12 protein-coding genes are annotated in these 14,931 nt (G+C 67.1%); 4 read left to right on the top strand and 8 right to left on the bottom strand.

Going from position 1 to position 14,931, the window contains the following annotated elements; all coding sequences use genetic code 11:
* Positions 1 to 496: 496 nt before the first annotated feature.
* The gene (locus ASE50_RS10280) at positions 497 to 1,498 is read left to right on the top strand and encodes a threonine aldolase family protein (protein ID WP_056399524.1); all 1,002 of its coding nucleotides are present in this window, start codon (positions 497 to 499) and stop codon (positions 1,496 to 1,498) included.
* Complete coding sequence (locus tag ASE50_RS10275; protein WP_056399521.1) at positions 1,495 to 2,406, top strand: DMT family transporter; 912 nt, start codon at positions 1,495 to 1,497, stop codon at positions 2,404 to 2,406. The genes ASE50_RS10280 and ASE50_RS10275 overlap by 4 nt, the downstream gene beginning before the upstream one ends.
* Here ASE50_RS10275 and ASE50_RS10270 read toward each other — a convergent pair.
* The 3 genes from ASE50_RS10270 to ASE50_RS10260 form a co-directional block, all read right to left on the bottom strand.
* Complete coding sequence (locus ASE50_RS10270) at positions 2,316 to 3,146, bottom strand: hypothetical protein (RefSeq protein ID WP_056399517.1); 831 nt, start codon at positions 3,144 to 3,146, stop codon at positions 2,316 to 2,318. The genes ASE50_RS10275 and ASE50_RS10270 overlap by 91 nt on opposite strands.
* Positions 3,143 to 4,765, bottom strand: coding sequence for a M28 family metallopeptidase (locus tag ASE50_RS10265; protein WP_056399515.1), 1,623 nt, complete (start codon positions 4,763 to 4,765; stop codon positions 3,143 to 3,145). Before ASE50_RS10265 ends, ASE50_RS10270 begins: the two co-directional genes overlap by 4 nt.
* 157 nt (positions 4,766 to 4,922) lie before the next feature.
* The gene (locus ASE50_RS10260; protein WP_056399512.1) at positions 4,923 to 6,593 is read right to left on the bottom strand and encodes a M28 family metallopeptidase; all 1,671 of its coding nucleotides are present in this window, start codon (positions 6,591 to 6,593) and stop codon (positions 4,923 to 4,925) included.
* 97 nt (positions 6,594 to 6,690) lie between these two features.
* On the opposite strand from ASE50_RS10260, the gene pepN reads away from it, so the two are divergent.
* Together pepN and ASE50_RS10250 are read left to right on the top strand one after the other, a co-directional pair.
* Complete coding sequence (pepN, locus tag ASE50_RS10255) at positions 6,691 to 9,279, top strand: aminopeptidase N (RefSeq protein WP_056399603.1); 2,589 nt, start codon at positions 6,691 to 6,693, stop codon at positions 9,277 to 9,279.
* 74 nt (positions 9,280 to 9,353) lie between these two features.
* A complete protein-coding gene (locus ASE50_RS10250) occupies positions 9,354 to 10,490 on the top strand; it encodes a sensor domain-containing diguanylate cyclase (RefSeq protein WP_056399506.1) in 1,137 nt (378 codons plus the stop codon).
* A gap of 166 nt (positions 10,491 to 10,656) precedes the next feature.
* On the opposite strand, the gene ASE50_RS10245 is transcribed toward ASE50_RS10250, so the two are convergent.
* Genes ASE50_RS10245 through lepB form a run of 5 tightly spaced genes read right to left on the bottom strand, consistent with a single transcriptional unit; the run spans position 10,657 to position 14,931 of the window.
* Positions 10,657 to 11,853 carry a glycosyltransferase gene (locus ASE50_RS10245; RefSeq protein ID WP_056399504.1) on the bottom strand — a complete coding sequence of 399 codons (1,197 nt, stop codon included), beginning with the start codon at positions 11,851 to 11,853 and terminating at the stop codon, positions 10,657 to 10,659.
* Positions 11,854 to 11,861: 8 nt separating this feature from the next.
* Positions 11,862 to 12,377 carry a DUF2141 domain-containing protein gene (locus tag ASE50_RS10240; RefSeq protein ID WP_414882066.1) on the bottom strand — a complete coding sequence of 172 codons (516 nt, stop codon included), beginning with the start codon at positions 12,375 to 12,377 and terminating at the stop codon, positions 11,862 to 11,864.
* On the bottom strand, positions 12,374 to 13,288 hold the full coding sequence (locus ASE50_RS10235) for a hypothetical protein (protein WP_056399503.1): 915 nt from the start codon (positions 13,286 to 13,288) through the stop codon (positions 12,374 to 12,376). Before ASE50_RS10235 ends, ASE50_RS10240 begins: the two co-directional genes overlap by 4 nt.
* Before the next feature lie 42 nt (positions 13,289 to 13,330).
* Positions 13,331 to 13,981, bottom strand: coding sequence for a maleylacetoacetate isomerase (maiA, locus tag ASE50_RS10230; RefSeq protein ID WP_056399502.1), 651 nt, complete (start codon positions 13,979 to 13,981; stop codon positions 13,331 to 13,333).
* Positions 13,978 to 14,931: a signal peptidase I gene (lepB, locus tag ASE50_RS10225; protein ID WP_056399501.1), complete on the bottom strand. Its 954-nt coding sequence runs from the start codon at positions 14,929 to 14,931 to the stop codon at positions 13,978 to 13,980. The genes maiA and lepB overlap by 4 nt, the downstream gene beginning before the upstream one ends.

The raw sequence follows: 14,931 nt of genomic DNA, 5'->3' as shown, positions 1-14,931 counted from the left end.
CGAACACCGTTCCTCGAGCGATAACTGACGGTAGATGGACATGGCAGCACCTGTCTCAGGTGTTGCACTTCGTTTGTGAACTCAGAGGGGTCCCGCTTCTTCTCCGTCGTCGAAAAACAGAGGACATGGCGAGGTCAGATCGCCACGTTGCCGTCAATGCGGGCTACGGCGTCGCGCTGTTGGTACGGCCCGCACACCCGCATCGTCCCAAGAAAGAACAGAACCGAGACCCCGGATCAAGACGGGACCTAGGCGAAAGTCCCGACTCCCGCCCCCTGCCGTACCCCCGCGCAGGCGGGGGTCCAGGGTTCCAGGCGCAAGCCGTTGTTCTGCTTGGCTCTGGACCCCCGCCTGCGCGGGGGTACGGTGCGTTTTTGGCGAAGCTCGCGACTTTCGCAGAGGTCTCGATCAAGTCCGGGGTGACGGGATGCCAAGCCGGCCCCCGATACAACCCACCCCGGTTGACCCCCGCCCCCCGTCCGCCCAAGGCATTGCCATGCGCTTCTTTTCCGACAACGCCGCCCCCGCCTGCCCAGCCGTCCTCGACGCGATCGTCGCCGCCAACGGACAGGATACCGCCTATGATGGCGACCGGCTAAGCGCCCAGCTCGACGCGCGGTTCGGCGACGTGTTCGGCTGCGAGGTCGCGATATTGTGGGTGCCATCGGGCACCGCCGCCAACTGCCTCGCGCTGACCGCCATGTGCCCGCCGCATGGCGGCATCGTCTGCCACGCGGACGCCCACATCCAGAACGACGAAGGCGGCGCGCCCGAATTCTATACCCATGGCGCGAAACTGATGCTGCTGGGCGGCGACGGCGCGAAGCTCGCGCCCGCCACGATCGAGGCATATCTCGCGACGATCCGCGACGACGTGCATCAAGTGCAGCCGCACGCCATCTCGATCACGCAGGCGACCGAGGCCGGCCGGGTCTACACCCCCGACGACGTCGCCGCGATCGGTGCGCTCGCCCGCGCGCACGGTCTCGGCCTGCACATGGACGGCGCACGGTTCGCCAATGCCGTCGCGTATCTCGGCTGCACGCCCGCCGAGGTGACGTGGAAAGCCGGCGTAGACGCGCTGTCGTTCGGCTTCATCAAAAATGGCGGCATGTCGGCCGAGGCATTGGTCTTCTTCCGCCCCGAACTGGCGAAGGTCGCCCGCTATCGCCGCAAGCGCGCCGGCCTGCTCGCGTCGAAGGGCCGCTTCCTCGCCGCGCAGTTGCTGGCGATGCTCGACGGCGATGTCTGGCTGACCAACGCCCGCGCCGCCAATGCCGGTGCGGCGATGCTGGCACAGGCGGCGGGCGACCGGCTGGTCCATGCGGTCGAGGCGAACGAGGTGTTCCTGCACCTGACCGCCGACGAAGCCGCCGGCCTGCGCGGTCAGGGCTTCGATTTCTACGACTGGGGGGTCGGACAGGCACGGCTGGTCGTCGCCTGGGATCAGGATGCGGCGACCGTCCGCCCGCTTGCCGACGCGATCGCCGCGCTGTGACCGACGTCCCCCGTTCGGCGACGCCGGCGGTACTGGTCCCGTTCGGCATCGTCACCCTGATCTGGGGATCGACGTGGATCGTGATCCGCGATCAACTGGGCGTGGTGCCCGCGTCATGGTCGGTGACCTATCGCTTCCTGATCGCCGGTGTCGTCATGCTGCTCTGGGCATGGCGGCGCGGCGACCGGATCGCGGTCGACCGGCGCGGGCTGCTGTTCGCCGCCGGTCTCGGCCTCGCGCAATTCTGCCTCAACTTCAATTTCGTCTACCGCGCCGAACAATATGTCACCTCGGGGCTGGTCGCGCTGATGTATGCGCTGCTGATCGTGCCCAATTCGATCCTTGCCCGCATCCTTCTGGGTCAGCGCATGGGGCGGCAATTGCTGGTCGGATCGGCGATCGCGCTGGCAGGCGTGGCGCTGCTGTTCGTCCATGAGGCGCGCGAGCATCCCGAAAACGGCGCGGCGGTGCTGATCGGCCTCGCCATCGCGCTGGCCGGCGTGTTCTCCGCCTCGGTCGCCAACGTCATGCAGGCGACCCCGACCGCCAAGGCCTATCCGATGGTGCCGCTGCTCGGGCTGGCGATGCTGATCGGCGCGACGATGGATGCGACCTATGCAACCCTCACCGTCGGTGCGCCGGTCTTCGACTGGCGCTGGACCTATGTCGCCGGGCTGTTCTATCTCGGCATCGTCGCGTCGGCGGTCGCCTTCACCCTGTATTTCGGGCTGATCCGCACGATCGGCCCGGCCAAGGCGGCCTATAACGGCGTCGTCGTGCCGGTTATCGCGATGCTGTTGTCGACGTTGTTCGAGGATTATCGCTGGTCGCCGCTGGCCGGGGCCGGGGCGGTGCTGGCGCTGGCCGGGCTGGTGGTCGCGCTCAGGGCGCGCAGGCCGAACCGGTAATCGGGGTAATCGGGCGTCCAGCCGAGCACCCGCTTCGCCTTGCCGTTCGCCACCCGCCGGTTTTCGGCATAGAAGGCGCGCGCCATCGGACTCAGCGTCTCCAGCGCGACGAACGGCGGCCGGTCCAGCCCCAGCAGATGCGCCGCATATTCGACGACCTCGTTCTGCGAAGCTGGCAGATCATCGGATATATTATACGAACCAGCCGGTGCAGACAGTCCGTACGTGACACCTTTGGCAACATCCGCGACATGGATGCGGCTGAACACCTGCCCCGGCTGTTCGACCCGGTGCGCCTCTCCTGCCACGACCCGTTCCAGCGGCGAGCGCCCCGGCCCATAGATGCCCGGCAGCCGGAACACCCGCGCCCCCAGTGCCAGCCACGCCGCGTCCGCCGCGTTGCGGTTGGCCCGCCGCCCGGCGATCGGCGTGGTTTCGTCGACCCAGCCGCCATTGGCATCGCCGTACACCCCGGTCGACGACAGATAGGCGAGCGTCGGCCCGTCCAGCACGTCCCGATAGCGTTCCAGCACCGGGTCGCCGTCGCGGTCCGGTGGCACGCTGGACAGGATCGCGGTTGCCTGCGCCGCTTCGAACCGCACGCGATCGTCATCGGCGAAAGCGATCGTACCGTCACGCCCGTCGCGCGTCGTGCCGACCACCCGCCAACCGTGCCGCTCCAGCCGGGCGGCGATCGCCCGCGACGTGTACCCCATCCCGAAGATCAGAAGGCGGCTCATTTCGCGCCATAACCGTCGTACAACAGCCCGAAATAATCGCCCTTGTTCCAGCGCGGCCGGTCGTCGGCATCGGCGAGGTCGAGCGCGATGTCGTGGTTGATCGCGACGAAGATCCGCCCCGCCGTCCAGTCGAACGTCTGGCGCATGTCGTCGCCCGGCTGGTGATAGCGGTTCTCGAGGAAATCGGCGACCGCCGCCTTGCCGGGGCCGGCCCAGCCGGTGTCGAGCGACACCGACGGCACGCCTGCCTTGACGAAGCTGTAATGGTCGGACCGGACGAAGATCGCCTCTTCCGGCTCGGGATCGGGGCTGAGCGCAATGCCGCGCTTGCCCGCCGCGCGCGCCACGGCCTGCGCGACCGTCGAATGGTCGGCACCGATCGCGACCATGTCCTGAAAACGATAGGACAGGATCGGCATGTCGAGATTGACGTCGGCGACGATCGATCCCTTGGGCACGGTCGGGTTCATCGCGAAATATTCGCTGCCGATCAGCCCTTTCTCCTCCGCCGTCACGCTGACGAAGATCAGGCTGCGGCGTGGTTTGCGCGGATCGGCGGCGAATTGTTTCGCGACCTCGATCATCGCCGCGGTGCCGACGCCGTTGTCCATCGCGCCGTTATTGATCATGTCCGCGCCCTTGGGCAGCGTCGGATCGGTCGAAACGCCGATATGGTCGAGATGCGCCGACAGCGCGACATATTCCCCCTTCAACGCAGGATCGCTGCCGGGCAGGATGCCGACGACGTTGCTGCTGTCGAAGCGCTCGACCCGGGAACGCTGGCGGGTGGTCACCCGCACCCCCGTGGCCCCATGCGGCACCGGCGTGCCCGCCGCCACCGCCTTCAACACTGCCGGCCAGTCGATCGCCGATCCGGTGAACAGCTTGGCCGCGCCCGACGCGCTCAACCACCCGATCGACGGCGCGCTGTTGCCGGCGACCTGCGCGCGCCCGTCCTTGCCGACCCAGGTCAGGCGCGGACTGCGATACAGCGACATCAGAAAGCTGATTGGATAGCGTTTCGACGGTTCGTCGGTGTCGACCCGGATCACCCCGATCGCGCCATGCGCGGCGGCATTGGCGCGCTTGGTATCGCCGCTGCCCAGATGCGCGCGGATCTCGCTCGGCAGTCCGGCGGGCGCGCCATCGAGATAGGCGACGATCTTGCCGCGCACGTCCAGCCCGGCATAATCGTCGATGGCGTTGGCGGCGTCGGTCACGCCCTGCCCGACGAACACCACTTCGCCCGAGCGCCGCAGATCGGGTTCGAGGAAACTGGTCGAGGTCAGATAATCGGCACCGAAGGTCAGCGCCGGCCGCCCCGCCGCCGTCATCCGGCCCTTCCCCGCCGGCACCGCCAAGATCAGCGGCACCCGTTGCAGAAAGCTGCCGTCGTCGCCGCCCGGCTGCAACCCGGCGGCACGCAACTGCTGCGCGACATAGGCGGCGGCGCGGTCATATTCGGGCGTCCCCGGCTCGCGCCCCTTCATGTCGTCGGCGGCGAGGAACGCGACATGCGCCCGCATCGCCGCTTCGTCGGGGGTCAGCGGCGGGGTTCGCGCCGTTTGGGCAAGCGCACCGGTCGATGCCAGCAACAGCGCGAGCGGGAGAAGGCGCATGGGAGTCCTCGATACAGACATTCATTGCTTCGTCATCCCGGCGAAGGCCGGGATCCACCGTGCCGCATGTTCGCCCGCGTCGGCGCTTGCGGAACCTTGGATCCCGGCCTTCGCCGGGATGACGGCGGATGGGGGGAGCGCGGCGGCTCCCCGCATCTCACTTCGCGCCGTACCCGTTATACAGCGTGCCGAAGAAATCGCCCTTGTTCCACGCCGGCCGCGCGGGGGCGTCGGCGATGTCGCGGGCGATCTGATAGTTGACGTTGATGAAGCGTTCGCCCGATTCCCAGTCGATCGGCGGGCCCTGCACCACCTCGTCGGACGGCTTGTGGTAGTTATTGGCGAAGAACGCATCGACGGCCGCCTTGCCCGGCCCCGACGTGCCCGGCCACAGAAAGACCGACGGCACCCCCTGCTGTACGAAGCGATAATGGTCGGATCGCACGAACAGCGCCATTTCGGGCATCGGATCGGGCGAGAAGCTGGCCCCCGCCTGCGCCGCCGCCCGCTTGACGATATCGCCCAGCGTCGACCGCGCCGCGCCGAACGCGATGACGTCGGTGAACTTGTAGGTGATGATCGGCATGTCGAGATTGACGTCGGCGACGATCCGCGCCTTTTCGATCGTCGGGTGGTTGGCGAAGTAATCGGAGCCGACCAGCCCCTTTTCCTCGGCAGTGACCGCGAGGAACAGGATCGAGCGGCGCGGCGGCTTGCCTGCTGCCTTGAACCGCTTGGCCTCCTCGATCAGCGAGGCGATGCCGACCGCATTGTCCATCGCGCCGTTATAGATCGTGTCGCCCTTCGCATTGGGGCTGCCGACGCCGACATGGTCGAGATGCGCCGACAACACCACGGTTTCGGCCGCGACCGAACGGTCGCTGCCCGGCAGGATGCCCGCAACGTTGTAGCTGGGCAGCGGCGTGATCGCGGTCTTGATCGTCACGGCCATGGTCGGCTTCAACGCGACCGCACGGAACTTGCCCTTGCCCGACAGCGCAGCCGCCGCCTTGGCCCAGCTCGTCCCCGAACCGGCGAACAGCTTCTCCGCACCCGCCGCGCCGATGCTGGCGATGGTCGGCGCGCCGCCGCCCATCACATGGCCGGCACCGTCGGGTGCGGCCCAGCTGACGCTCGCACTATCGTAGGACGATGCCATCTTCGACATCGGCATGCGCGCCGCTGAGTCGGGCGTCTGGAGCGAGATTACTGCGACCGCGCCCTTGGACCTGGCGATCGCCGCCTTCGTCGCGATACCGCCGAAATGCGCTGATTCCTCGCTGTCGAGGCCGTCGGGCGCGCCGCGCACCACCGCCACGATCTTGCCGCGCACATCGACGCCGGCATAATCGTCGCGACCCGGCCGGACGATACCGTACCCGACATAGACGACCTTGCCCTCGGTCATCGATTCCGCTGCCTGCGGATTGATGCCCGGCAGATATTCCTCGCCAAAGGTCAGCGCCTGGCCGTTCAGGCTGACCTGCCCCTTGCCGGCGGCGTTCATGCGGATCAGCGGCACGTTCTGCAGATAGCTGCCGTCATCGCCCGCCGGACGCAGCCCCGCCGCATAGAATTGCGATGCGACATAATTGGCGGCGATGGCATATTCGGGCGACCCGGCATCGCGCCCGCGCATCGCGTCGCTGGCAAGGAACATGACGTGCGCCTTCATCGCCGCCTGTGCCGCCGGCAGCTCGGCATTCACCGCTGCGTTACGCGTGGTCAGTTCGGCGGCAGTGGGGGCGGAGGCCGGAGCGATCGGCGCATCCTGCGCAATTCCGGCGGTGCTGATGAGGAGACCGAGCAACAAGGCTGGACGGAACATTGGAATCCTTCGACAAGCGATCATAGATACAGGCGTAGCCAATGCCGTGACCCCACGCAACGACGGCACGAACGCGATTGAAACGGGTGAGAAGATGATGGTCGATGCGACGCGTACTCCGATGGCTCCGCCGATCATCCGTCGCGACGACTATCGTTCGCCCGAATGGCAGGTCCCGTCGATCGCGCTGGAATTCGATCTCGACCCCCGCAGCACGCGCGTGCGCGCCACCCTGTCGGTCGAACGGAACGGCACCGGTCCGCTGCGCCTCGACGGCGACGGGCTGACGCCGCTATCGGTCGCGGTCGACGGCGCGCCGCGCAACGACTGGCGGCTGGAGGACGGCGCGCTGGTCCTCGACCTGACCGGCGACGCGCACGAAATCATGACCGAGGTCGAGCTCGAACCGCAGGCCAATACCCAGTTGATGGGTCTCTACGCATCGGGCGGCAATCTGTGCACCCAGTGCGAAGCGGAGGGCTTTCGCCGCATCACCTTCTTCTCCGACCGCCCCGACATCCTCAGCCGCTACCGGGTGAAGCTGACCGCGGACAAGGCTCGGTTTCCGGTCCTGCTTGCCAATGGCGATCCGGTGGCGGCGGGCGATCTGGACGATGGACGCCACTGGGCCGAATGGTCCGATCCGTTCCCCAAGCCCTGTTATCTCTTCGCGCTGGTCGCCGGCGATCTGGTCGCCAATCGTGCGCAGTTCGTGACCGCATCGGGGCGCGAGGTGGAACTCGGCATCTGGGTACGTGCGCCCGATCTGGCCAAGACCGACCATGCGATGCGCGCGCTCAAGACGTCGATGGCATGGGACGAACGCGTCTATGGCCGCGAATATGATCTGGACGTGTTCAACATCGTCGCGGTCGACGATTTCAATTTCGGCGCGATGGAGAATAAGGGGCTGAACATCTTCAACAGCCGCTACATCCTCGCCGATCCCGATACCGCGACCGATTATGATTATGACGGCATCGCCGCCGTCGTCGCCCATGAATATTTCCACAACTGGTCGGGCAACCGCGTCACCTGTCGCGACTGGTTCCAGCTGTCGTTGAAGGAGGGTTTCACCGTCCTGCGCGACCAGCAATTCTCCGCCGATCAGGGGTCGGCGGCGGTCAAGCGGATCGAGGATGTCCGGTCGCTGCGCGCATCGCAGTTCCCCGAGGATGCCGGCCCGCTCGCCCATCCGATCCGGCCGGATTCCTATCAGGAGATCAGCAACTTCTACACCGCCACCATCTATAACAAGGGGGCGGAGGTCGTCCGCATGATCGCGACGATCCTGGGCGAGACCGCGTTCCGGGCCGGCACCGACCTGTATTTCAGCCGCCATGACGGGACGGCGGCGACCTGCGAGGATTTCGTAGTGGCGATGGAGGACGCATCGGGCATCGACCTGACCCGGTTCCGCCGCTGGTACCAGCAGGCCGGCACCCCGCGCGTCGCCGCGACGCTGGCGCACGAAGCCGGCGGCGGGCGGGCGACGCTGTCGCTGACCCAGACCGTGCCGCCGACGCCGGGCCAGACCTCCAAGCTGCCGATGGTGCTGCCGCTGCGCGTTCGCCTGTTCGGGGCGGAGACCGGCCGCGCGCTGAGCGACGAACATCTCTTCATCCTCGACGAGGAACAGGGGTCGATCACCTTTGAAACCGTCGCCGAACGCCCGGTCCTGTCGATCAATCGCGGCTTTTCGGCACCGGTCATCGTCGAGACCGATCGCGGATCGGCCGACCTCGCCTTTCTCAGCGCGCAGGACGACGATCCCTTTGCCCGGTACGAAGCGATGCAGCAATTGATGCTCGACACGCTGGTCGCCTCGGTCGCGAGCGGGCACGGCGACCATGCGGCGGTAGTCGAGGCGGTCGGCAACACGCTGACCGACGACCGGCTCGACCGGGCATTCGTCGCAGAGGCGGTATTGCTCCCCTCCGACAGCTTCGTCGGCGATCAGATGGGGGTGGTCGATCCCGACGCGATCTTCACCGCGCGCGAAGCGTTGCGCGCCGATATCGGCCGCGCGCTGCTGACCGAATGGCGCGCGGCCTATGCCGCGACCGAAGCGGAAGCGTTCGAATATACGCCCGATGCCAAGGGCAAGCGCCGGCTGCGCACGGTTTCGCTGGGCTATATTGCGGCATCGGGGGCGAGCGATGCCGACGACCTCGCCTTTGCCCAGTTCCGGCAGGCCGACAACATGACCGACCGGCAGGGCGCGTTGATGACGCTGGTCAACTCGGACTCGGACAACCGCGTCGCCGCGCTCGACATCTTCTACAACCGGTATCGCGACAATGCGCTGGTGCTCGACAAATGGTTCACGACACAGGCGCTGTCGACGCGCGCCGATGCGTTCGAACAGGTCGCCGACCTCGCCGGCCACCGCGACTTCACGCTGACCAATCCCAATCGTGCCCGCGCGTTGATCGGCGCGTTCAGCATGAATCAGAAGGCGTTCCACCGGGCCGATGGTGCCGGCTATCGCTTCCTTGCCGACCAGTTGATCGCGCTCGACCGGATCAATCCGCAGACGGCGGCGAAGATGCTGCCGCCGCTGGCCCGCTGGCGGCGATTCGACGGTGCGCGCGGCGGCCTGATGCGCGCGGCGCTGGAACGGATCCTGTCGGTGCCGGGCCTGTCGAAGGATATGCTGGAACAGGTGGGGAAGTCGCTCGGCTAAGCGGGTTTTCATCGTTTCTCAACGCACCCGTGCAATCCTGCCCGTCGATTTTGCGGACAGGATAAAGCCGGAGGATGTTTCAGGTACCCGACCAAACGACGCTGAGCCTGTGCGCCGTCGTCGTCAGCCTGTGCTTTGCGGCGACGTTCGTCGGCCTGTGGCGACGGCAGCCGGGCGAACAATTCTGGCTGTTGTGGGCGGCGAGCCGGTTCGTCTATGTCGTCGGCGTCATCGGCTTCAACGAATTGCCGCAGCCGGTGCCGGTGGCGGTCGGCGCGCTGCTGTTCGGGGCGTCGAGCACCGCGACCGTGCTCACCTTTGCCGGGCTGCGCGACTTCGCCGGGCTGCGGCCATGGTGCCGCTGGATGACGCTGCTGCTGCTGTTGCCGCCGCTGCTCTATGTCGCCAGCGCGCTCGCCCTGCCCGGCATGACCACTCCGGCCGGGGCGTCGATGCAGCGGATGGCGGGCGGGATCGGGCTGACGATCGTGCTGGCCAGCTGCGGCGTGGCGCTGATCGTCGGGACGGTCGCCCGCCGGACAGGGGCATGGGCGAAGGCGATCGGCATCGCGCAGATCGCCCATCTGCCGAGCTATGCCACCGTCCTGATCTCGGCATGGACGCCGGGCTCGACGCTGGACGTGCTGGCGACATGGCTGTGGCTGACGCAGCCGGTGCTGATGCTGGCGATGGACCTGATGATGCTGGCAATGCCGGGGATGCTGGCGATGGAACGGTTGCGTCGAGCGGCGTCGTGCGACGGGCTGACCGGGCTGTGCAACCGCCACTGGCTGGGCACGGTCGAGCCCCAGCGGGCCATGGCGGGATGCGCGGTGGCGATGATCGACCTCGACGGGTTCAAGGGCGTCAACGACCGCTGCGGCCATGCGACGGGCGACCGGTTACTGGTCGATTTCGCCGCGCATCTGCACCGCTGGACCGATGCCCATGGTGCCGATGTAGTCCGGCTGGGCGGTGACGAGTTCGTGATCCTGTTCGCGGCCGATGACGAGGTGCTGGCGGCCGGACTGCGCCGCCACCTCGCTGCGGCGCCGCGTGGTCCGGCGACCCTGCCGCCATGGTCTGCCAGCATCGGCATCGCCCCCTGCCCGCCCGGATCGGCGACCCTGCAGGGCGCGATGCAGCAGGCCGACGAAGCGCTCTACGCCGCCAAGCAGGCGCGGCGGGCGAACGTCGCGCACGCCGCCTGAGAAGCCGTTTGGAAATGCGTCGAAACGCATTTCGCGGTACCGGCCCGCTCCCCCACCCGGCCACCCATCGAGGATACCGTGTGGGTGGCCGGGTGGGGGAGCGGGCCGGTACCGCCTGAAACTCGCTCTTTCGCGAGTTTCCGAAAAACCGCTTGAAACCCGCTCGTCAGCCGCGAGCGAACCATTCGGGAAACCGCTGCGCCTTTTCCGCCACCAGCCCCTCGTAATAGCGCATTAGTTCGATCGTATGGTCGCGATCGGTCCTGACCCGCGCCGCCGCTTCGTTGGCCGCCGCCTTCACCACATCATAGTCGCGCGCGAACAGCCGCGCGATCGCGTCCGCCGCCGATCGGGGATCGCGCGCGGCATAAGTTTCGGCAAAGCCCGGCTCGGCGATCTCGGCGCACCCGCCCTCGTCGGGTACGATCAGCGGCAGGCCCGACGCCAGACCCTCCAGCCCGACCAGTCCGAACGGTTCGGCATCCGATCCGTGGATCAGCGCGTCGCAACTGGCCATGATCCGGGCGAGCCGCACCCGGTCGTACACCGGCCGGAACAGCCTGATATGCGGGCTGTTGCGCAACCGGTGTTCCAGCCGGCGGGTATGCACGCCGCTGCCGATCTGGATCATCCCGACCGGCAGATGCTCGCCCGCCATCTCGACCGCATCGAAGATCATCGGCCAGCGTTTCTCGGCATGGTGCCGCCCCAGCCCCAGCAGCAAATGCCCCTCGGGCGGCAGGCCCAGTTGTTCGAGCAGCGACGCGCGCAATTGTTCGTCGCGATGTTCGGGCGAGAAGAAACCGCGCTGAATGCCGAGCGGCATAGACGCATGGACCGTCAGCCCGCGTGCGGCGTGGCGCTTTTCGAGGGCCGGGCCGTTGGTGACGAACGCATCCATCCTGGCAAGGTAGCGCGCCATGTAGCGCGTCCACCACATGAACGCCTCCTCGATCCGCTCCCGGCTGGCCATGCGTTCGAACCAGCGCAGCGGATAGGCACCGACATTGTCGTTATGCGCGAAATAGACCTTCACCGCATCGCCCGACCAGTCGGCGACGATGGTGGCAGGCCGCCACGGGCTCGACGCCTCGACCACGTCGGGATGCAGTTCGTCGAGCAGCGCGTGGATCGCCCCGCCGCGCAGGAAGATACCGTAATTGGGGTCGAGGACCAGCGTCGGTGCCTTCACCCAATGGATGCGACCGCCGCCGGGGCGTTCCTCGACGGCATTGTGCTTGGCCGGCGCGATGACGATCAGTTCATGGCCCAGTTCGGCCATGATCGTCATCTTGTGATCGATATAGGTGCGGACCCCGCCGCCGGTGGGCGAATAGAATTCGTTGACGTCGACGACGCGCATCGGATCGGTCAGCCCAGCGGGGCGAAACCGCCCAGTCCGCGCAGATATTGGGCGCGCACCGTCGTCGTCGTCACGCCCGCGGGCACGGTGACGATCGCCTGTGCCAGCTTCGGCCGGGCGCGCCCGAGCTTGCCCGCGCCCGGAAACCCCGCGCCGTCGCGCATGAAATTGAACTTGTTGCGGCCGTCGCGATCATGGGTGAACAGCAGCGCGTAACGGCCGGGCGATGGCGCGCGGATACACAGTTGCACCGCCCCGGACGCGGGCATGTCGGCCCAGATCCGGCGAAAGAATTTGCCTTCGGCGCGCAGATCGTGATCGTCCTTCAGGAAATCATCGTCGTTCGCCGGGTACAGTTCCAGCTTCAGCCGGCCGGTCCGGTCCTTCAGCCCGACGACGTTGACGCGGATCGCCGGTCCCTGCCCGCTGTTGCACGCGGCGGCATCGCCGCCGATCGATTGCGCGGCGGCGGGCGTCGCGACGAGCAACGCCGCACCGAGCAGCGTCATGGGCAATTGCATCATTCTTTCCTTGCGAGCGCAGGAAGCCCGAATGCCGCCATCAACACCGCGTGGGTAAACAGGGTGAGGGTCGCGACGAACGCGACGAGGTCGGACAGGGCTTCGCCATGCCCGATGAACATAATCGCGAAGTTGGCGAAAAGAAGGTCTTTGTTCGGCAACAGCGGCAGCCGTGCCACCACGAGACGCCCGGCGGCGAGGAACAGCCACCATTTGATCGACACCAGCGGCATCGCAAAATAGCTGGCGATGCCGAAGGCGAGCGACCCGAGGATCAGGCGCGTGCAATGCACGCCGAAGATCCAGCCGAGCGTCGGTGCCGGCAGCGAAAACACCCGCCGAGAGAATAACAGCAGCACGCCCGAAATCCCGACCGCGACCGCTGCCGACCATGCCAGCATCCGCAATTGCGGCGGCGTGAACAATTCGAACGCAAAGGGCAGCGCCACCGCCAGCATCGCCACGGTCACGATATTGCCGGCGATCCCCGACAGGATCGTCACGTCCTTCACCGCGCCGAACGGTGCCGTCACCATCTTCAGCCGGGCACGCGCCCAGGCATAGAAGAACACGTCGCCCGAATAGCCGATGACGACGTCGTTCGCGATCCGCTTGCGCACCAGCGCCCCGAAGCCGTCGAACGGCAACCGCCACAGTGCGCGAAAGATGACGAAGTCGAACAGCGGCGGCGAGAGATAGGCAAGCGCGAAGAACACATAGAACCACGGCGAATCCGGCGCGGCCAGTTCGACCCCGGCCCAGCCATGGTCGAACAGCTCCCACGCCAGCCCGACGATCATCAGCGCCGACAGCGCCGCACCCAGCATACGCGGCCAGCGCGGGCGGAACCGCTCCATCGGTTCCAGCCCGGCAAGGTCGGGACCACCCCGTACGGCCTCGGTATCGCTTACCATGTCGCGCGACGTCCTACGCGCTTGGCCCGGCGTTCGCCAGCCTCATGCCGCAGGTGCCATCCGGTCGGCCACCCGGTCGGGATGCGCGGCGGCAAAGGCGGGCAAGTGCGCGGCCCGCGCGTCGATCGCGACCAGTTTCGGCCATGGCGACAGGTCGAGTTCGAACCGTCGCGCATTGTAGAGTTGCGGCACGAGGCAGCAATCGACCACGCCCGGTGCCGTATCCCCGAAGAATCCGTCGGTCGGCGCGCTTGCCTCCAGCGCATCCAGCCCCAGCGCGATCCAGTGGCGATACCAGTCCGCCTTGGCCCCGGCATCGGCCCCGAACTGGCTTTCGAGCCGCTGCAACACCCGCAGATTGTCGATCGGGTGGATGTCGGCGACGATCACCAGCGCCTGCGCCATCGCCTGCGCGCGCGCCAGCGGATCGGACGGAAACAGGCGCGGCTCGGGATAGGTGCCGTCGAGCCAGTCGAGGATCGCCAGCGACTGGATCAGCACCGTACCGTCGGACAGCACCAGCGCCGGGACCAGTCCCTGGCGATTGCGCGCCAGATGCTCGGCCCGGCGCTGTTCACCCTGCACCAGCGAAATCTCGACCCGGTCATGGGCGACGCGCTTGAGGTTGAGCGCGATGCGGACGCGATACCCCGCCGACGACCGGAAATAGTCGTACAGCGTCACGTCGCTCACTGCGCGGCTCCGCTCGCCGGCACCAGCGAGGTGCCCGCGCGGCCGCTGCGGAACGAACTGAACCAAGTCGCCGGGTTCAGGCTGGTCGTGCCGTCGAGCGAGAAGGTGATGAACTCGGCGCGTCCGCCAATATTCTCCCACGGCACCGGTCCGCCCAGGCCCCGCTCGGCTTCCGAAAAGCGGCTGTCGGCGCTGTTGTCGCGATTGTCGCCCATCAGGAAGACGTGGTTGGCCGGGATCACGATCGGCGCGAAATTGTCGCCCTGCGAATACCGGAAGTCGATCGTGTCATATTGCCGCCCGTTCGGCAGCGTTTCCCGGTACATCGGCAGGCGACAGAACGCACCCTTGTCGGTCTGCACCAGCGCGCCCGGATACTGATCGGGATCGCAGCGGGTATTCGCGTCGACCGGGATCATCGCATCGCCCATCGCCTTGCGCGGGATGGCGACGTCGTTGATGTAGACGACACCCCCCGCCACCTCCAGCCGGTCGCCCGGCAGGCCGATGACACGCTTGATAAGGTCGGTGTTGCTTCCCGGAGGCTTGACGATGACCACGTCGCCGCGCTCGGGCAGCGAACCCCACAGCCGGCCACGCCATGCCGGCAACTGGACGCTCCACGTATCCTGCGGCTGATGCAGGACGATGTCGCGGAACATCGCCACCGGATTGGGAATGGTCGGCGAGACGAACGACCAGCCATAGGCATATTTGCTCACCACCAGCCGATCACCGACCCGCAACCCCGGCAGCATCGATTCGGACGGAATGTAGAAGGGCTTGGCGATGAAGCTGTGGAAACCCAGCACCACCAGCAACAGCCAGAACAGCCCGCGCACTTCGCCCTTCCAGTCGAGCCGCGCGCGGCGCGGATGATGGTGGGCGGGCGCCGGGGTCGGCGACGACGCGGGAACTCCCTGGTTCTCCAGCGCCAGATGATCGGCCAT

It is taken from the genome of Sphingomonas sp. Leaf5, assembly GCF_001421155.1.
In the GTDB taxonomy this organism is placed as follows: Bacteria; Pseudomonadota; Alphaproteobacteria; order Sphingomonadales; family Sphingomonadaceae; genus Sphingomonas.
The sequence above is the reverse complement of the archived record's forward strand: the minus strand, read 5'-3'. Positions and strand labels throughout refer to the sequence as shown.